A 14,408-nucleotide genomic window follows, 5' to 3' on the forward strand; every position below is an offset into this window, starting at 1 on the left:
CGCGCGGCGGCGGAACTGGAGCGGCTGGCGCTGGCCACGGCCGATGGCGGTCCGGCGATGCTGGTCGGCTCGGTCTTCGTGGTCGATGGCGCGCTGCATAACGGCGTGGCCCTGCTTGACGAAGGCAAGGTCGCGGCGATCCGGCTCAAGCACGAATTGCCCAATTACGGCACCTTTGACGAAGTCCGCCTGTTCCAGCCCGGCCCGCTGCCTGAACCGATCCCGTTTCGCGGCGTGCTGATTGGTGTGCCGATCTGCGAGGATATCTGGCATCCTGACGTCTGCGATCATCTCGCCGATTTCGGCGCGGAGATCCTGCTCTGCCCCAACGGCAGCCCTTACGAGATCGATAAGGACGCCCTGCGGATCGACGGCGTGGCCAAGCGCCGCGCGGTCGATACCGGCCTGCCTATCGCCTACCTCAACCGTGTCGGCGGGCAGGACGAACTGGTGTTTGATGGGGCCAGCTTCGTGATGAACGGTGATGGCAAGCTCGTCGTGCAAATGGCTGACTGGGTGGAGCACGAGGTCCACACCACATGGCGGCGGGGCGAGGGCGGCTGGACCTGCGACCGGGGCGAGATCGCCAAGCTCGCCGACCATCCCGAAGACATCTATTGCGCGATGGTGCTGGCGCTGCGCGATTACGTGGACCGCAACCGCTTCCCCGGCGTCGTGCTTGGCCTCTCGGGCGGGATCGACAGCGCGATCTGCGCCGCCATTGCCGCCGATGCACTGGGCCCTGACCGCGTGTGGTGTGTGATGTTGCCGAGCCGCTTCACCAGCCAACTGAGCCTCGACCTCGCCACCGAATGCGCGCGGATGATCGGCTGCCGCTATGACACGATCCCCATTTCCCCGGCGGTCGACGCTTTCGACGTGATGCTCGAGGGCACTTTCGCCGACAAGGACGTCGACATCACCGAGGAGAATGTCCAGTCGCGCATTCGCGGAGTGACGCTGATGGCGCTGTCGAACAAGTTCGGCCCGATGCTGCTGACCACCGGCAACAAGAGCGAGATGAGCGTCGGCTATGCGACGATCTATGGCGACATGGCGGGCGGCTATAACCCGTTGAAGGACGCCTACAAGATGACTGTTTTCGCCATCAGCCAGTGGCGCAACCAGCACAAACCCGCGATCGGCCTTGGCCCGGAAGGGCCGGTCATGCCCGATGGCATCATCACTCGGCCGCCGTCCGCCGAACTGCGCCCTGACCAAAAGGATGAGGATTCGCTGCCGCCCTACAAGGTGCTCGATGGCATCCTGCTGGGGCTGGTAGAGCATGAAAAGTCGGTCGATCAGCTCGTTGCCGAAGGGTTTGACCGCGATGTCGTAGTGCGGATCGAACGGCTGCTGCATCTCGCCGAATACAAGCGCCGGCAGGCCCCTCCCGGGGTCAAGCTGGGCAGCCGCAACTTCGGGCGCGATCGGCGCTATCCGATCACACACGCGTTTCGTTCGGCCTGACCGGGTTTTGCGTGGCCCGAACTAGGGCGGCCTGCGAAAAATCTGCGCCACCGCCATCCCGGCCTCTGCCGGAATGACGATTCACTTTTTGCGCGGGCCGTGCAAGCGGCTATAGGCGCGCCATGTCCGTGATTACCCGCTTCGCCCCCAGCCCCACCGGGCGTCTTCATGTCGGCAATGTCCGCACCGCGCTGCATAACTGGCTGCTGGCGCGTCAGGCGGGCGGGCGCTTCCTTCTGCGCATCGACGATACCGATGCGGCGCGCAGCCGCGAGGAGCACATTGAGGCGATCCGCGCCGATCTCGCCTGGCTGGGCATTGTCCCCGATGGCGAGGAGCGCCAGTCCGCGCGGTTCGATCTTTACGAGGCCGAGTTCGCCAAGCTGGTCGTCTCGGGCCGGGTCTATCGCTGCTATGAAACCGCGCAGGAGCTTGACCTCAAGCGCAAGGTCCTGCTCGGGCGCGGCCTGCCGCCAATCTATGACCGCGCGGCGCTGGACCTGACCGAAGCGGACCACGCCGCCAGTGCGGCAGCGAGAGAGGCACCGCACTGGCGCTTTCTGCTGGACCGCGACCAGCCGATAGAGTGGGTCGACGGCATTCGTGGACGCCAGCACTTCGATGCGGGCCAGATGTCCGACCCGGTGATCCGCCGCGCCGACGGTTCGTGGCTCTATATGCTTCCCAGCGTGATCGACGATATCGCCATGGGCGTGACCGACGTGCTGCGCGGCGAGGATCACGTGTCCAACACCGCGACGCAGGTGCAGATGTTCGCGGCTTACGGCATCGATCCGCCAGCCTTCGCACATGAGGCGCTGCTGGTTGGGAGCGAGGGCAAGCTGTCGAAACGGCTGGGCTCGCTCGGCATGGAAGAATTGCGCGCTGAGGGCATCGAACCAGAGGCCGTTCTGTCCATGCTGGCGCGGCTGGGCACGTCCCAGCCGGTTGAGCCGGTGCTGGACCGTGAGCAGCTTGCCGCCACTTTCCAGCTCGATACCTTTGGTCGCGCGCCGGCGCGGTTCGATGAGGCGGAACTGGCACGGCTCAATGCACAAGTCATCCACCGGCTGCCCTATGCGCAGGTGGTCGCGCGATTGCCGGCGGATATGGACGAAGCAGGCTGGCAGGCGGTGCAGCCCAATCTCGCGACCGTGGCTGAGGCGGCGGACTGGTGGACCGTGGTCAAGGGGCCGATTGCCGTTCCTCCTCTCGAGGCCGAGGATCGTGCGTTCCTTGCCGCCGCCGCCGATAGACTCGCCGCACAGGACTGGGGCGACAGTCCGTGGCAGGCGCTGACCGGGGCGCTCAAGGAAGCAACCGGACGAAAGGGCAAGACGCTTTTCCTGCCGCTGCGCCTTGCGCTCACGGGCCGCGAGCATGGGCCAGATATGGGTGCGCTATTGCCGCTGATCGGGCGGGATGAGGCGCTGGTAAGGTTGCGCGCGGCGGCAACTCTCCAATAGTCGTCATCCCCGCGCAGGCGGGGATCCATCCACCCACCGAAGCGCACCGCCGCCAGACCTCATGGACCTCCGCCTGCGCGGAGGCGACGGAGCTTTCGACTCGCCGAAAAGTTTCTCTTGAAACAATCCATCTGCCGCAGTGCAACAAAAGGCATTTACATTGCGCGGAGGCCTCGCTAGGGGCGCCACCATGTTCGTGAAGCCGATCATTACCATTACCAGCAAACCGACCGCCGCTGCGGGAACGGTTGCCCTGGTGCTGGCCAAGTAAGGCTTTCACGGCAACCCGCCCCGCAAGAGCAGGCGGGGCTTTCCAATCACGGATAAACCAACCCTCGCGCTGCTCCCAGATATGGAGAAGTAGTGATGGTTTCCAAGTTTGCTCCCAAGTTCGCTCAGGGCCAGAAGCTCAACGTCGGGATTGTCGGCGCGACCGGGCTTGTCGGTTCGATGATTCGCGAAATCCTTGCCGAGCGCAATTTTCCGCTCGCCTCGCTGCGCCTGTTCGCCTCGGCGCGCTCGGCGGGCAAGGTGCTGGACGGCGTGACAGTCGAAGACGCCGCGACCGCCGATTTCGCCGGCCTTGACGTCGTGCTGTTTTCCGCCGGCGGATCGACTGCCAAGGAACTCGCGCCCAAGGCGGCTGCGGCCGGCGCGATCGTGATCGACAATTCGTCAGCCTGGCGCTCTGATCCGGACGTGCCGCTGGTCGTCGCCGAAGTGAACCCCGAGGCTCTGGCGAACCTGCCCAAGGGCATCGTCGCCAACCCCAATTGCACGACCATGGCAGCCATGCCGGTGCTCAAGGTGCTGCACGATGAAGCTGGCCTGTCGCGGCTGATCTGCTCGACCTACCAAGCGGTGTCGGGCGGGGGGCTGGAAGGCATCGATGTGCTGGCGCGGCAGGTTGCTCACGTGGGCGACAAGGCTGCGGCGCTTGCTCAGGGTGACACCGCGGCGTTGCTGCCGGCAGCGGAAAAGTGGGCCGTGCCGATGGCGCACAATGTCGTGCCGCTGAACTATGTCTATGCCGAGGAAGGCTATACCGAGGAAGAGATCAAGCTGCGCGACGAGAGCCGCAAGATCCTCAATCTGCCGGACCTGCCGGTGTCGGGCACCTGCGTGCGCGTGCCGGTGTTCACCGGGCATTCGCTGTCAATCAACGCCGAATTCGACCGCCCGATCAGCCCCGAACGCGCGCTCGAACTGCTGGAAAGCGCGCCGGGCGTGGTGGTGACCGAAGTGCCCAATCCGCTTGAGGCGACGGGCAAGGACCCGGTCTTCGTCGGCCGCGTGCGCCGCGATCCCACGGTTGAACACGGTCTGGCGCTGTTCCTGTCGAACGACAACCTGCGTAAGGGCGCGGCGCTCAACGCGGTGCAGATCGCCGAAGTCCTGCTGGGCTGAGCCACAGCTTCGCTTGAGGTTCCAGAAGGGGCGGGTGGCTTGGTCACTCGCCCTTTTTGCGTTTGGGGTGAGGGGAGAAGAGGGTTCACACAGAGGCGCGGAGAAGAAAGTGGAGGCGCAGAGGGATGGCGCCAAGCCGACGGCAAATAATTCTTATCGAACGCAGCCGACAGTGGAACCGTTGGTTTGATAGAGCGGCTTTGCCGCCGACGCTGTTCCTCTGCGTCTCCCTGTCGTCCTCCGCGTCTCTGCGTGAACACCCTCAATCCATCAGTCCCCAAACGAAAGGCGGGGGACAGCCGAAGCTGCCCCCCGCCCTCGGTGGAATTGTAAAGTGCTTAGAAGCCGAAGGTCAGACCAACGCGGCCGGCCGTCTTGCCGCCCTTGTTGAAGCCCGTGGCCACACCGGCGTTCAGCGCGACGTTCTCGGACACGAGAGCGTTGAGCTGGAACGAACCGGCATAGGCACCGTCATAGGTGGCGACGTTGGCAGTCATCGAGACCTTCTTGTCGGGCAGGAAGGTTGCGCCGCCCATGGCGACCGCAACGGCCGTCGATGCAGCAGCGTAGTTCTCGAGCGCACCGACCCGCGAGGTCAGGTTCGAGAGGCTGGTGCCCATCCCGTTGATCTGGTTCTGCAGGTTGGTATCAGCCGCGGCGCGCGCCGCTGCTTCTGCATTGTCCCCAGCGATACGGGCAGTCGCTTCGTTCGACACAGCCGTGATGCGGTTGCTGATTTCGGCGTTGAGGTTCGTCGTCAGCGTAGTGTCCGCAGCAGCGCGGGTGGTGGCTTCAGCCGCCAGATTGGTGGTGAGCGTGTTGTCCGCAGCGATACGGGCAGTCGTTTCAGCCGCCAGGTTGGTGGTGAGCGTGGTGTCCGCAGCGATGCGGGCAGCCGTTTCAGTCGCCAGGTTGGAGGTGAGCGTGGTGTCTGCCGCGATGCGGGCAGCCGTTTCAGCCGCCAGGTTGGTGGTCAGCGTGTTGTCCGCAGCGATGCGGGCAGCCGCTTCGGCATTCAGCTGGCCAACGTTGACCGCGTCCGTCGTTGCCGTACCGGCAGCAACGTTGACGACGCGGCGTTCGCCACCGACCGTGCCGACCGAAACGGTGTTGGCCTGGTTGGCGACCGAGCCGAAGCCGAGCGCAACGCTGTTCGCCGCAGTGGCGCTGGCGCTGTTGCCAACTGCCGTCGACGACGTTGCGCTGGCGGTTGCGCTGCGGCCAAGGGCAGCAGCATCAGCCGCCGTGGCATTGGCGGAGTTGCCGAATGCCGTGGCGCGAGCGGCCGTGGCATTGGCATCCCAGCCAACCGCGGTCGAACCGATTGCCGTGGCATCAGCAAGTGCGCCGATTGCCGTCGAGTGGAAGCCGGTCGAGTTGGCGTTGAGACCAACCGCAACGGTTTCAACGTCGGTGGCATTGGCACCGCCGCCAATGGCAATGGCACCAGCCGTGGTCGCATTGGCCTGGAAGCCGGCAGCGAAAGCGGAGTTGCCAAGCGCGGTCGAGTCTGAACCCAAGGCAATCGTGCCGCGGCCAAGCGAGGTGTTGGCCTGACCGATGGCGACGCCGCCAAGGCCGTTGGTGCCGTTGTCAGCACCGATGGCGACTGCGCCCTGACCGATGGCACCGTTGCCCCAGCCCGAAGCGACCGAGCCAACAGCATTGGCAATGTTGCCGTTACCCGAAGCGACCGAACCGTTGGCAGTGGCCTGGTTGTTCGAACCAGCGGCGATTGCGCCGAGGCCGGTGGTCAGGTTGTTCGAGCCGACCGAGGTAGCGCCGGTGCCGAATGCGGTGTTGTCCGCACCCACGGCAACTGCGCCGATGCCGGTGGCCGAGTTGGGATCGCCAATGGCAACCGCGCCGCGGCCCGTGGCCGTCTGGCGTTCACCCAGCGCGATCGCGCCGTTGCCGGTGGCGGTCGAAGCCGAGCCGCCCTGCAGCGCGCCGGTGCCGGTGCCGTAAAAAACCGGCCCAACTGGAACTGCGGCAATGGCGGAGTTAAGCTGGTTGACGTTTACGGCATCGGTGCCGCCGGTGCCGGTTGCGACGTTGGTGATGCGGCGTTCGCCACCGACGGTGCCGACTGAGACCGTGTTCACCTGATTAGCCAGAGCGCCAGCGCCGAGTGCCACGCTTCCGCTTGCAGTCGACGAGGCACCAGAACCAAGTGCAACAGAGTTGTCCTGAGTTGCGCTTGCGCCAGCGACCGTCCCAGAAGCACCGCCAATGGCGACAGAGAAATTGCCTTGCGCTACTGCGCCGACGTTCGGGCCAGCGGCGCTACCGATGGCAATGCCTACCGATCCGCTTGCAACTGGGCCGTTCAGGAAACTTCCGCTGCCGATCGCGATTGCGAGCTCGCCCGATGCATTGGGTCCAGCACCGAAACCAGAGAAGCTCCCGCCGACGGCCGTGCTGCCTGGGGCGGTAGCGCTCGCGCCTGCACCGCAGGCAAGCTGATCGTCAAACGGAGCTGTTGCACCACCGCTGGCGTTAGCCGCATTGCTACCACTGTTGGTGCCGTTAAGGTCGCAAGTCGCTGCAGCGGCCGTGCTGCTCCACGCCATGGCCAGCGCCGAGGCGGCCATCGTAATCATAATCTTCTTCATAGTGCTTACCCTTTTCCACACGAGGTGCGTGAAACGGCGCATATCTGCAAGACCCGTGACCAGCACAAAAAAATCTTGCGACCCTGACAGACGGTTTCTGATCGTATGTGCGTCGGAAACTTCGTTTGTTAGTATAATCTACTAGACGCTCCGCTCCCTCCGTCAACGCAATAATCGATCAACCGTTCAAGTGGCAGAAAGGATACCGGGCCTTTGGTAAGGCTGTGTCTTGCCTTGGGGGCCGCTGCCGCCCTATCTGCGGGCAAGATTCCTCGCGGAGTGTCCATGTTGCGAAACCCTTTCGTTCGTTCCTTTATCGCCGTGTTGTTGTTGGCGGGGTCCGGTCAGGCCTTCGCCCAGACGGCGCGCCCCCGTCCCGCGCCGGCGGTCAAGGTGCCGGTTCAGGTCCCCGCCCAGCCAGCGCCCCAGCCGCGCCCGCCAGTCGCCGCCGCGCCGCAAGTGCCCGACATGCCGCGCGCTTCCTTCATCGCGCAGATGGACGCCGAACATCGCAAGCGTGACACTGACGGCGATGGCAAGATCACCCGCGCCGAGCTTGAACGCTGGGAGCGCGGCCTGCTGATCGCGCAGGCGCAGGCGGGTAACCGGGCGCTGTTCGCCCGGCTCGATGCCGATCGCAACGGCGTGCTGACCCCCGGCGAATTCGCCGCGTTGGTTCAGGATCCCGGCAACCCCGATGTTGGCCCGATGATGACCCGTTTCGATGGCAACCGCGATCAGGTGATCACCATGATCGAATACCGCGCCGCCACGCTCGCCAACTTCGACCGGCTTGATACCGACAAGGACGGCGTGCTGACCGGTGCGGAAATCAATGCCGTGCCGCCGAGGCCAGTGGGCAGGTAACTCCCGCTAGACTTGCGTCCTTTCCTTCGCCATCGTCGCGCCGGGTGCCGTTGGGAAGGAAGGAAGGTCTTATGACCCAACCTATTGACGCGCCTGCTTGGTCCGCACTCATGCTGGGCCTTGCCGCAATGTTCGCGGGCATCGGTGCGCTGCGCAAGCCCGGTATCTGGCGGACAATGCTTGACGAGATCGAGGGATCGCCGACGCTGCAATTCGTCTGCGGGTTGCTCGAACTGTTGATCGGCACGCTGGTCTATCTCGCCAATCCGTGGGTGCCGGCGGATACTCTGGCCTGCGTGATGAAGGCGCTGGGCGGGCTTATGATCATCGAGGCGATCGCCATCCTCGGCTTCTGTGACATCTACACCCAGTTCTGGCTGCGCAGCCTGACGCATATGCACCGCGGCTGGGCCATGGCGACGATGCTGTTTGGATTGGCGCTCAACGTGGCGGGTGCGCTCAGGTTCAATTAGGGCGGTTCAACCAGCCGCCAGATCCCGCATCAGCGACGAGGAATAGGGCGTGATAAGCGGCTCTGCCCGTTTCCAGTCGCCGCGCAGCCACGTCGTCCAGGCGCGTGGATCGGCGGGGAGGATCACTGGCATCCGATCGATTCCCGCCTCTCGAAGCAGAGCGTTTGGCTCGCAGGTGAGCAGGGCGAAGCTGGCGATCTCGCTATCCTTCCACACGCCTGCCATGGCGAACAGGGGTTGATCTGTCGGCGCGAACCAGTGCTGGCGGCGGCGGCCGGTGGCGGGATCGCTGCGCCCCCAGGCCATGAAGGCGCTGGCGGGGGCGAGGCAGCGGAACTCGCTGTTCCTGAGGTTGCCGATCCAGAACGGACTGCCCGGATTGCGCACGGTCAGCACCAGCCGCGAGGGATCGCCGGCGGATGGTGGCGGAGGCACGCCCCACAGTCGCGGGATCAGGCGGCGTGGCGGCTCTGCCTCAGGTCGCGGGCCGGCCACCTCCTCGCGTCCCGATGTGATGACCGGCGCGAAGCTATGCGGTGCGATCGTCCCGCCCGCCCACGGATCATTCCCCGCCCGCGCACCGAAATGCGCGGCGATTGCGGCGGCGGCGGCATCAAGGCGGTAAAGCGTGGGCATGGATAACCGTTTAGCCCATTTCAATTCATTGGCCATTCAGGCATTTAACCTGATGTGTTCGCACAGAATTTTGGGCCAGACACAATACCGGGGGAACCAGCATGACCACATCGCACAGCCTCAATCGCCGCACCTTGTTGCAGATGGCCGCCGCATTGTCGCTGGCCAGCACGGCGCTTTATGGCGGCGGGGTGATCGGCGCGGGTGAGGCAATGGCGTCGACCAAACAAATTGCCGGAATCGGAATCAGGGTCAGGAAGAACCCCGGTGGCCCTACCTCGCGGGTGCGGGCAGTGGCCAGTGACGGTGCCGGGCGCTTCAGCGTGACCGTGGCCGATACCGGCAATCAGAGCGTCGATATCGACAAGGCCGCGCTGCAAATGGCGGTGAATGGGCAGGCCGCGACATCGCCTGCCGGCGCGGCAGAGCGCATGGTCGTGGTCCGCTTCGCCCCCGGCCTGCGCGTCAGCGGACCGAACGGACAGAGCGCGGTGCAGGGCAAGCCGGGCGTGTTCATCCTTTCCTCCGGCACGCAGACTTTCGTGGTGGCGGGCATGGCAGCGGGATCGGTGATTTCTGGCGTGATCGAAACCGCAGACGCGGGCGATCTGTTCCCCGGCGCAGCGCAGGGTGGTGTGGCAAGCACCAATCGCAACGGCGACACTCCACCGCGCTTTGAACTGCCGCGCGGCAGCTTTGGCGGGAGTGACCGAATGATCCCGCGCAACGATATCAACCCACTGCCCCGGCCGCGCCCCAAAAGCTAACGCATCACCCGTTACGCCGCACCTTCACAGCGCGTTGATCGGCAGCTTCAGATAGGTCTTGCCGTTCGACTCTGCCGGCGGCATGGCCCCGGCGCGGATGTTGACCTGCAAGGATGGCAGGATCAGCGCCGGTGCCTCAAGCAAGGCATTGCGCGCCTCGCGCTGCGCCACGAAGTCGGCCTCGCTCACCCCGGCGTGGATGTGGACGTTGCCCGCGTTCTGCGCGGCGACGCTGGTTTCGAAGGCGTATTCGGTGCGGCCCGCAGGCAGGTAATCGTGACCGACATACATGCGGGTCTCGGGCGGCAGGCTCAGGATCTTGCGGATCGAGGCATAGAGCGCCTCGGCGCTGCCGCCCGGAAAGTCGCTGCGCGCGGTGCCGTAGTCGGGCATGAACAGAGTATCGCCGACGAAGGCCGCATCGCCGATCAGGTACGTCACGCAGGCCGGGGTGTGGCCGGGCGTGTGCATCACGCGGATCGACAGGTCGCCCAGCGGCAGATCGTCGCCCTCCTCCACCAAACGGTCGAACTGGCTGCCATCGGGCGTGACATCGTCGGCACCAAACAGCGGGGCGAAGGCCTTTTGCACGGCGGTTATGTGCCGGCCGATGACAATCGGCGCGCCGATCTGATCGCGCAGGTAATGCGCGGCGGACAAGTGATCGGCATGGGCGTGGGTTTCCAGGAGCCAGTCAAGCGTCAGGCCTTCGCGCGCCACATAGTCCAGCAGCGCGTCCGCCGACTTCGTTGAAGTGCGGGCATTGCGCGGATTGTAATCGAGCACTGGATCGATGATCGCCGCGCGCCGGGTGGCCGGATCGTGGACCACGTAAGTCGCGGTAAAGGTTGCGGGGTCGAAGAAGCCTTCGACATGGAGGGCATTGGCAGCTGGGGCGGCAGTTGCGGCGGACATGAATCGTCTCCTTACGCTTTATATTAGTACTTGCTAATTTAGAATCAATGCATATAATGCAGTCCATGTTCGATCTCACCCAACTCAACCTCGCCCAGTTCGAGGAAAGCGCCGGGCGCGCCGCCGCCCTGCTCAAGCTGCTCGGTAACGAGAAGCGCCTGATGGTGCTGTGCCAGCTCTCCGAAGGGGAACTTTCGGTCAGCGAGCTGCAGATGCGTGTCAGATTGTCGCAGTCGGCGCTCTCGCAGCACCTCGCGCTGCTGCGCGAACAGGGTGCAGTGACAACCCGGCGCGAGGCGCAGGTGATTTTTTACCGGATCGCCGACGCGGCGGTGATGCGAGTGATCGAGACGCTGGCAGAGCTGTTCTGTCCCCCTGAATTGAGGACCTGACCCATGACCGCAACGCTCCACAAATTGTCCCCCGGCGAAGTCCAGGCACGCATTGCCTCGGGCCGCGCCGTACTCGTTGATATCCGCGAGGCTGACGAATTTGCCCGCGCCCATGTGCCGGGCGCGCAGTCGCAACCGCTGTCGGCGTGGGAGCAGGCGCATCTGACAGTCGATCCGGCGGCCGACGTGATCTTCACTTGCCGCACCGGTATGCGCACCGCAGGTGCCTGTGACCGGCTGGCCGCGCGGGTGCAGGGTGAGGCTTTCGTGCTTGATGGTGGGCTTGATGCCTGGGCCAAGGCGGGCCTGCCGGTGGCCGAGGACCGCAAGGCGCCGATGGAGATCAATCGCCAGGTTCAGATCACCGCGGGGCTGTTGATCCTGACCGGCGTGGTGCTCGGCTTCCTTGTGTCGCCGGTGTGGTTCGGACTGTCCGGCTTCGCTGGTGCTGGCCTGATTTTTTCAGGCCTCAGCGGCACTTGCGCCATGGCAAGAGTGCTGATGGCCATGCCGTGGAACAAGCGGGCGGCCTGAAATGGAGCCGCTCGTCCTTGCCTGCCTTGGCGGCGCGCTGATCGGCCTGCTGCTGACTCTGTTCGGCGGCGGTGGATCGGTGCTGGCGACGCCGTGGCTGATCTATGTCGTCGGCATGGCAGACGTCCATGCGGCGATCGGCACTTCGGCGGCGGCGGTGGCGGTGAACGCCGCGACCGGACTTGCGGCGCAGGCGCGGGCGGGGCGGGTCAAGTGGCCCTGCGCCAGCGTATTTGCCCTCTCCGGTCTCGCCGGGGCGCTGGGCGGCGCGCAGCTGGCCAAGCAGGTTGACGGGCAGGCGCTATTGTTCTGGTTCGCGCTCGCCATGATCGCAATTGCCCTGTCGATGCTGCTGCCGAAGAAAGGCAAGGGCGACCCCGGTGTCCATCTGACCGGGCCGTTGGTGTTCAAGCTCGCGCCAGTCGGCCTGCTGACGGGCCTTGCTGCCGGGTTCTTCGGTATCGGTGGCGGCTTCCTGATCGCGCCGGGGCTGATGGCCGCTACCGGCATGACCTTGGCCAATGCCGGCGCCAGCTCGCTCGTTTCGGTCACCCTGTTCGGCACGGCCACTTCGGCCAGCTACGCCGCATCGGGCCAGATCGCCTGGCCCCTGTTCGGTGCGCTGGTCGTGGGCGGAGCGGTAGGCACACTCGCCGCCCTGCCGCTGGCGCAGCGGCTGGAGAGCCGGGTGAAACTCGCCCGCACAGTCTTCGCCGTGATGGTCATCGCCGTGGCCGTGTTCATCCTCACCAAGTAGGCCGGTCGCGGCTGGACACTTTCATCCGGCATAAGTAGGCTTTGCAATCCAAGGGGTTGGGAAACAAAGCGATGGCCTTTGCCGATGGCGATTCAGACTTGCGCGGGGTTGGTGGGTGGCTGGGGCTGTTCGCTTTCGGCTTCGGCATTGTCGGGCCTTTGCGGTCGATCATTGAAACCGCGATTAACCTCTACAATGACCCGGCCGTTGCCGCTGCGCTCGGCAATGCCTGGCTGTCGTTCCAGATTGCCTCATGGTTGCTGAATGGGTTGTCCCTGGCAGGAACGAGCTATGTCGTCTGGCGGCTCATGTACCGGCAGAACCCGCAAACCGTGACGATCACGATTTTCGCTATTCCAGTGCTGGCTTTCGGGTCGGTCCTGCTAGACGGGGCCATAGCCGTGACGGTCGCCGGGATCGATCCGGGCACCGTGCTGGAAATATCGACTCCGGGGCTTTTTCAGGCGGCGATCTACTGCGCGGTCTGGTGCTGGTACTTCAAGGTCTCGAAGCGGGTCCACAACACCTATGTCGCGCCGTTCCGCGACGAGGAAGTTTTTGCCTGACCCGTTGCTTGTAGCGATGCGCGCGGGTAAACCGCTTCCATCCCCGGGGAGTCGTGTGACTGAGAGGGATGGGTAACGCCATCCGACCCGTTGAACCTGAACCCGTTAGCACGGGCGGAGGGAAGGGTTGTCGCATCCCGCGCGCGCCCGGCCTTTCGTCCAAGAAGGACTGCGCATGGCCGACATCAACAGCAAGCTCGAAATCCCCCCCTCGGGAGGGACTTTCAGTGTGACCACCGGACCGATCCGGGGATCGAAGAAGATCCACGTCGGCCCTCTCGGCGTCGCCATGCGCGAGATTTACCTTGAGCCGACCAGCGGCGAGCCACCGGTGCGGGTGTACGATACCTCTGGCCCCTACACCGACACCGCCGCGACGATCGACATCGCCGCCGGCCTGCCCGAAGTGCGCCGTGACTGGATCGTGGGGCGCGGCGATGTGGAGCAGGTGCTTCAGCGCGAGGTCAAGCCCGAGGATAACGGCCAGCTCGGCCCGGACCGTTCGGGCGGCGTGCCTGCCTTCCCGAATGTCCGCCGTCAGGTTCTGCGCGCCAAGGCCGGCGCGAACGTCAGCCAGATGCATTACGCCCGCAAGGGCATCATCACGCCGGAGATGGAATATGTCGCCGTGCGTGAAAACCTCGGGCGCGAAATGCTCAAGGAATACAAGCGCGACGGGCAGGACTACGGCGCGCAGATCCCCGATTACGTCACCCCCGAATTCGTCCGCGATGAAGTCGCCCGGGGCCGCGCGATCATCCCCAGCAACATCAACCACCCGGAAAGCGAGCCGATGGCGATCGGGCGCAACTTCCTCGTCAAGATCAACGCCAATATCGGCAATTCGGCGGTGGCGTCTGACGTCGCCAGCGAAGTCGACAAGATGGTCTGGTCGATCCGCTGGGGCGCGGACACGGTCATGGACCTTTCGACCGGACGCAACATTCACGACACCCGCGAATGGATCCTGCGCAACAGCCCCGTCCCCATCGGCACCGTGCCGATCTATCAGGCGCTGGAAAAGGTCGGCGGCGTGGCCGAGGACCTCACCTGGGAGATCTTCCGCGATACCCTGATCGAACAGGCCGAGCAGGGCGTCGATTACTTCACCATCCACGCCGGCGTGCGCCTGCCCTATATCCCGCTGGCCGCCAAGCGCATGACCGGCATCGTCAGCCGCGGCGGCTCGATCATGGCCAAGTGGTGCCTCGCGCATCACAAGGAATCGTTCCTCTACGAACGCTTTGACGAGATCACCGAGATCATGAAGGCCTATGACGTCGCCTATTCGCTGGGTGACGGCCTGCGCCCCGGATCGATCTACGACGCCAACGACGAAGCCCAGTTCGCTGAACTCTACACCCTTGGCGAGCTGACCAAGCGCGCCTGGGCCGAAGACGTTCAGGTGATGATCGAAGGCCCCGGCCACGTGCCGATGCACAAGATCAAGGAGAACATGGACAAGCAGCTCGAAGCTTGCGGCGAGGCCCCGTTCTACACGCTCGGACCGCTGGTTACCGATATTGCGCCGGGTTACGACCAC

14 protein-coding genes and 1 riboswitch are annotated in these 14,408 nt (G+C 64.7%); of the genes, 11 read left to right on the forward strand and 3 right to left on the reverse strand.

Annotation, left to right across the window (positions count from 1 at the left end; translation table 11 throughout):
• The 3 genes from RMO89_RS14155 to RMO89_RS14165 form a co-directional block, all read left to right on the forward strand.
• The coding region (locus RMO89_RS14155) for an NAD+ synthase (protein WP_310533888.1) at positions 1 to 1,470 on the forward strand (1,470 nt) is incomplete at its 5' end.
• A gap of 122 nt (positions 1,471 to 1,592) precedes the next feature.
• A complete protein-coding gene (gene gltX / locus RMO89_RS14160; protein WP_310533889.1) occupies positions 1,593 to 2,936 on the forward strand; it encodes a glutamate--tRNA ligase in 1,344 nt (447 codons plus the stop codon).
• A gap of 366 nt (positions 2,937 to 3,302) precedes the next feature.
• Entirely contained in the window at positions 3,303 to 4,343 is a 1,041-nt protein-coding gene (locus tag RMO89_RS14165; protein ID WP_310533890.1) for an aspartate-semialdehyde dehydrogenase, read from the forward strand.
• A gap of 338 nt (positions 4,344 to 4,681) precedes the next feature.
• Here the strand turns inward: RMO89_RS14165 and RMO89_RS14170 are convergent, their stop codons facing one another.
• The gene (locus tag RMO89_RS14170; protein ID WP_310533891.1) at positions 4,682 to 6,958 is read right to left on the reverse strand and encodes a YadA-like family protein; all 2,277 of its coding nucleotides are present in this window, start codon (positions 6,956 to 6,958) and stop codon (positions 4,682 to 4,684) included.
• A gap of 285 nt (positions 6,959 to 7,243) precedes the next feature.
• On the opposite strand from RMO89_RS14170, the gene RMO89_RS14175 reads away from it, so the two are divergent.
• Together RMO89_RS14175 and RMO89_RS14180 are read left to right on the forward strand one after the other, a co-directional pair.
• The gene (locus RMO89_RS14175) at positions 7,244 to 7,825 is read left to right on the forward strand and encodes an EF-hand domain-containing protein (RefSeq protein WP_310533893.1); all 582 of its coding nucleotides are present in this window, start codon (positions 7,244 to 7,246) and stop codon (positions 7,823 to 7,825) included.
• Between the two features lie 71 nt (positions 7,826 to 7,896).
• A complete protein-coding gene (locus RMO89_RS14180; protein ID WP_310533894.1) occupies positions 7,897 to 8,298 on the forward strand; it encodes a hypothetical protein in 402 nt (133 codons plus the stop codon).
• Positions 8,299 to 8,304: 6 nt separating this feature from the next.
• On the opposite strand, the gene RMO89_RS14185 is transcribed toward RMO89_RS14180, so the two are convergent.
• Positions 8,305 to 8,934 (reverse strand): SOS response-associated peptidase family protein, encoded by a 630-nt coding sequence (locus RMO89_RS14185; RefSeq protein ID WP_310533896.1) that lies wholly within the window; start codon positions 8,932 to 8,934, stop codon positions 8,305 to 8,307.
• A 101-nt stretch (positions 8,935 to 9,035) separates the two neighbouring features.
• Between RMO89_RS14185 and RMO89_RS14190 the strand changes: the two genes are divergently transcribed.
• Complete coding sequence (locus RMO89_RS14190; RefSeq protein WP_310533897.1) at positions 9,036 to 9,701, forward strand: hypothetical protein; 666 nt, start codon at positions 9,036 to 9,038, stop codon at positions 9,699 to 9,701.
• Positions 9,702 to 9,725: 24 nt separating this feature from the next.
• Here RMO89_RS14190 and RMO89_RS14195 read toward each other — a convergent pair whose 3' ends face one another.
• A complete protein-coding gene (locus tag RMO89_RS14195) occupies positions 9,726 to 10,616 on the reverse strand; it encodes an MBL fold metallo-hydrolase (protein ID WP_310533898.1) in 891 nt (296 codons plus the stop codon).
• Positions 10,617 to 10,681: 65 nt separating this feature from the next.
• Between RMO89_RS14195 and RMO89_RS14200 the strand changes: the two genes are divergently transcribed.
• The 5 genes from RMO89_RS14200 to thiC all read left to right on the forward strand — a co-directional run.
• Positions 10,682 to 11,008: a metalloregulator ArsR/SmtB family transcription factor gene (locus RMO89_RS14200; protein ID WP_310533899.1), complete on the forward strand. Its 327-nt coding sequence runs from the start codon at positions 10,682 to 10,684 to the stop codon at positions 11,006 to 11,008.
• Between the two features lie 3 nt (positions 11,009 to 11,011).
• A complete protein-coding gene (locus tag RMO89_RS14205) occupies positions 11,012 to 11,542 on the forward strand; it encodes a rhodanese family protein (protein WP_310533900.1) in 531 nt (176 codons plus the stop codon).
• 1 nt (position 11,543) lies between these two features.
• Positions 11,544 to 12,299 carry a sulfite exporter TauE/SafE family protein gene (locus tag RMO89_RS14210; RefSeq protein ID WP_310533901.1) on the forward strand — a complete coding sequence of 252 codons (756 nt, stop codon included), beginning with the start codon at positions 11,544 to 11,546 and terminating at the stop codon, positions 12,297 to 12,299.
• A gap of 71 nt (positions 12,300 to 12,370) precedes the next feature.
• The gene (locus RMO89_RS14215; protein ID WP_310533902.1) at positions 12,371 to 12,865 is read left to right on the forward strand and encodes a DUF2569 family protein; all 495 of its coding nucleotides are present in this window, start codon (positions 12,371 to 12,373) and stop codon (positions 12,863 to 12,865) included.
• 34 nt (positions 12,866 to 12,899) lie between these two features.
• A riboswitch (TPP riboswitch) is annotated at positions 12,900 to 13,005 on the forward strand.
• A 35-nt stretch (positions 13,006 to 13,040) separates the two neighbouring features.
• Positions 13,041 to 14,408, forward strand: a 1,368-nt coding sequence (thiC, locus tag RMO89_RS14220; protein ID WP_310533903.1) for a phosphomethylpyrimidine synthase ThiC, incomplete at its 3' end; no start/stop codon positions are given.

The organism is Novosphingobium sp. (assembly GCF_031424035.1).
Classification (GTDB): domain Bacteria; phylum Pseudomonadota; class Alphaproteobacteria; order Sphingomonadales; family Sphingomonadaceae; genus Novosphingobium.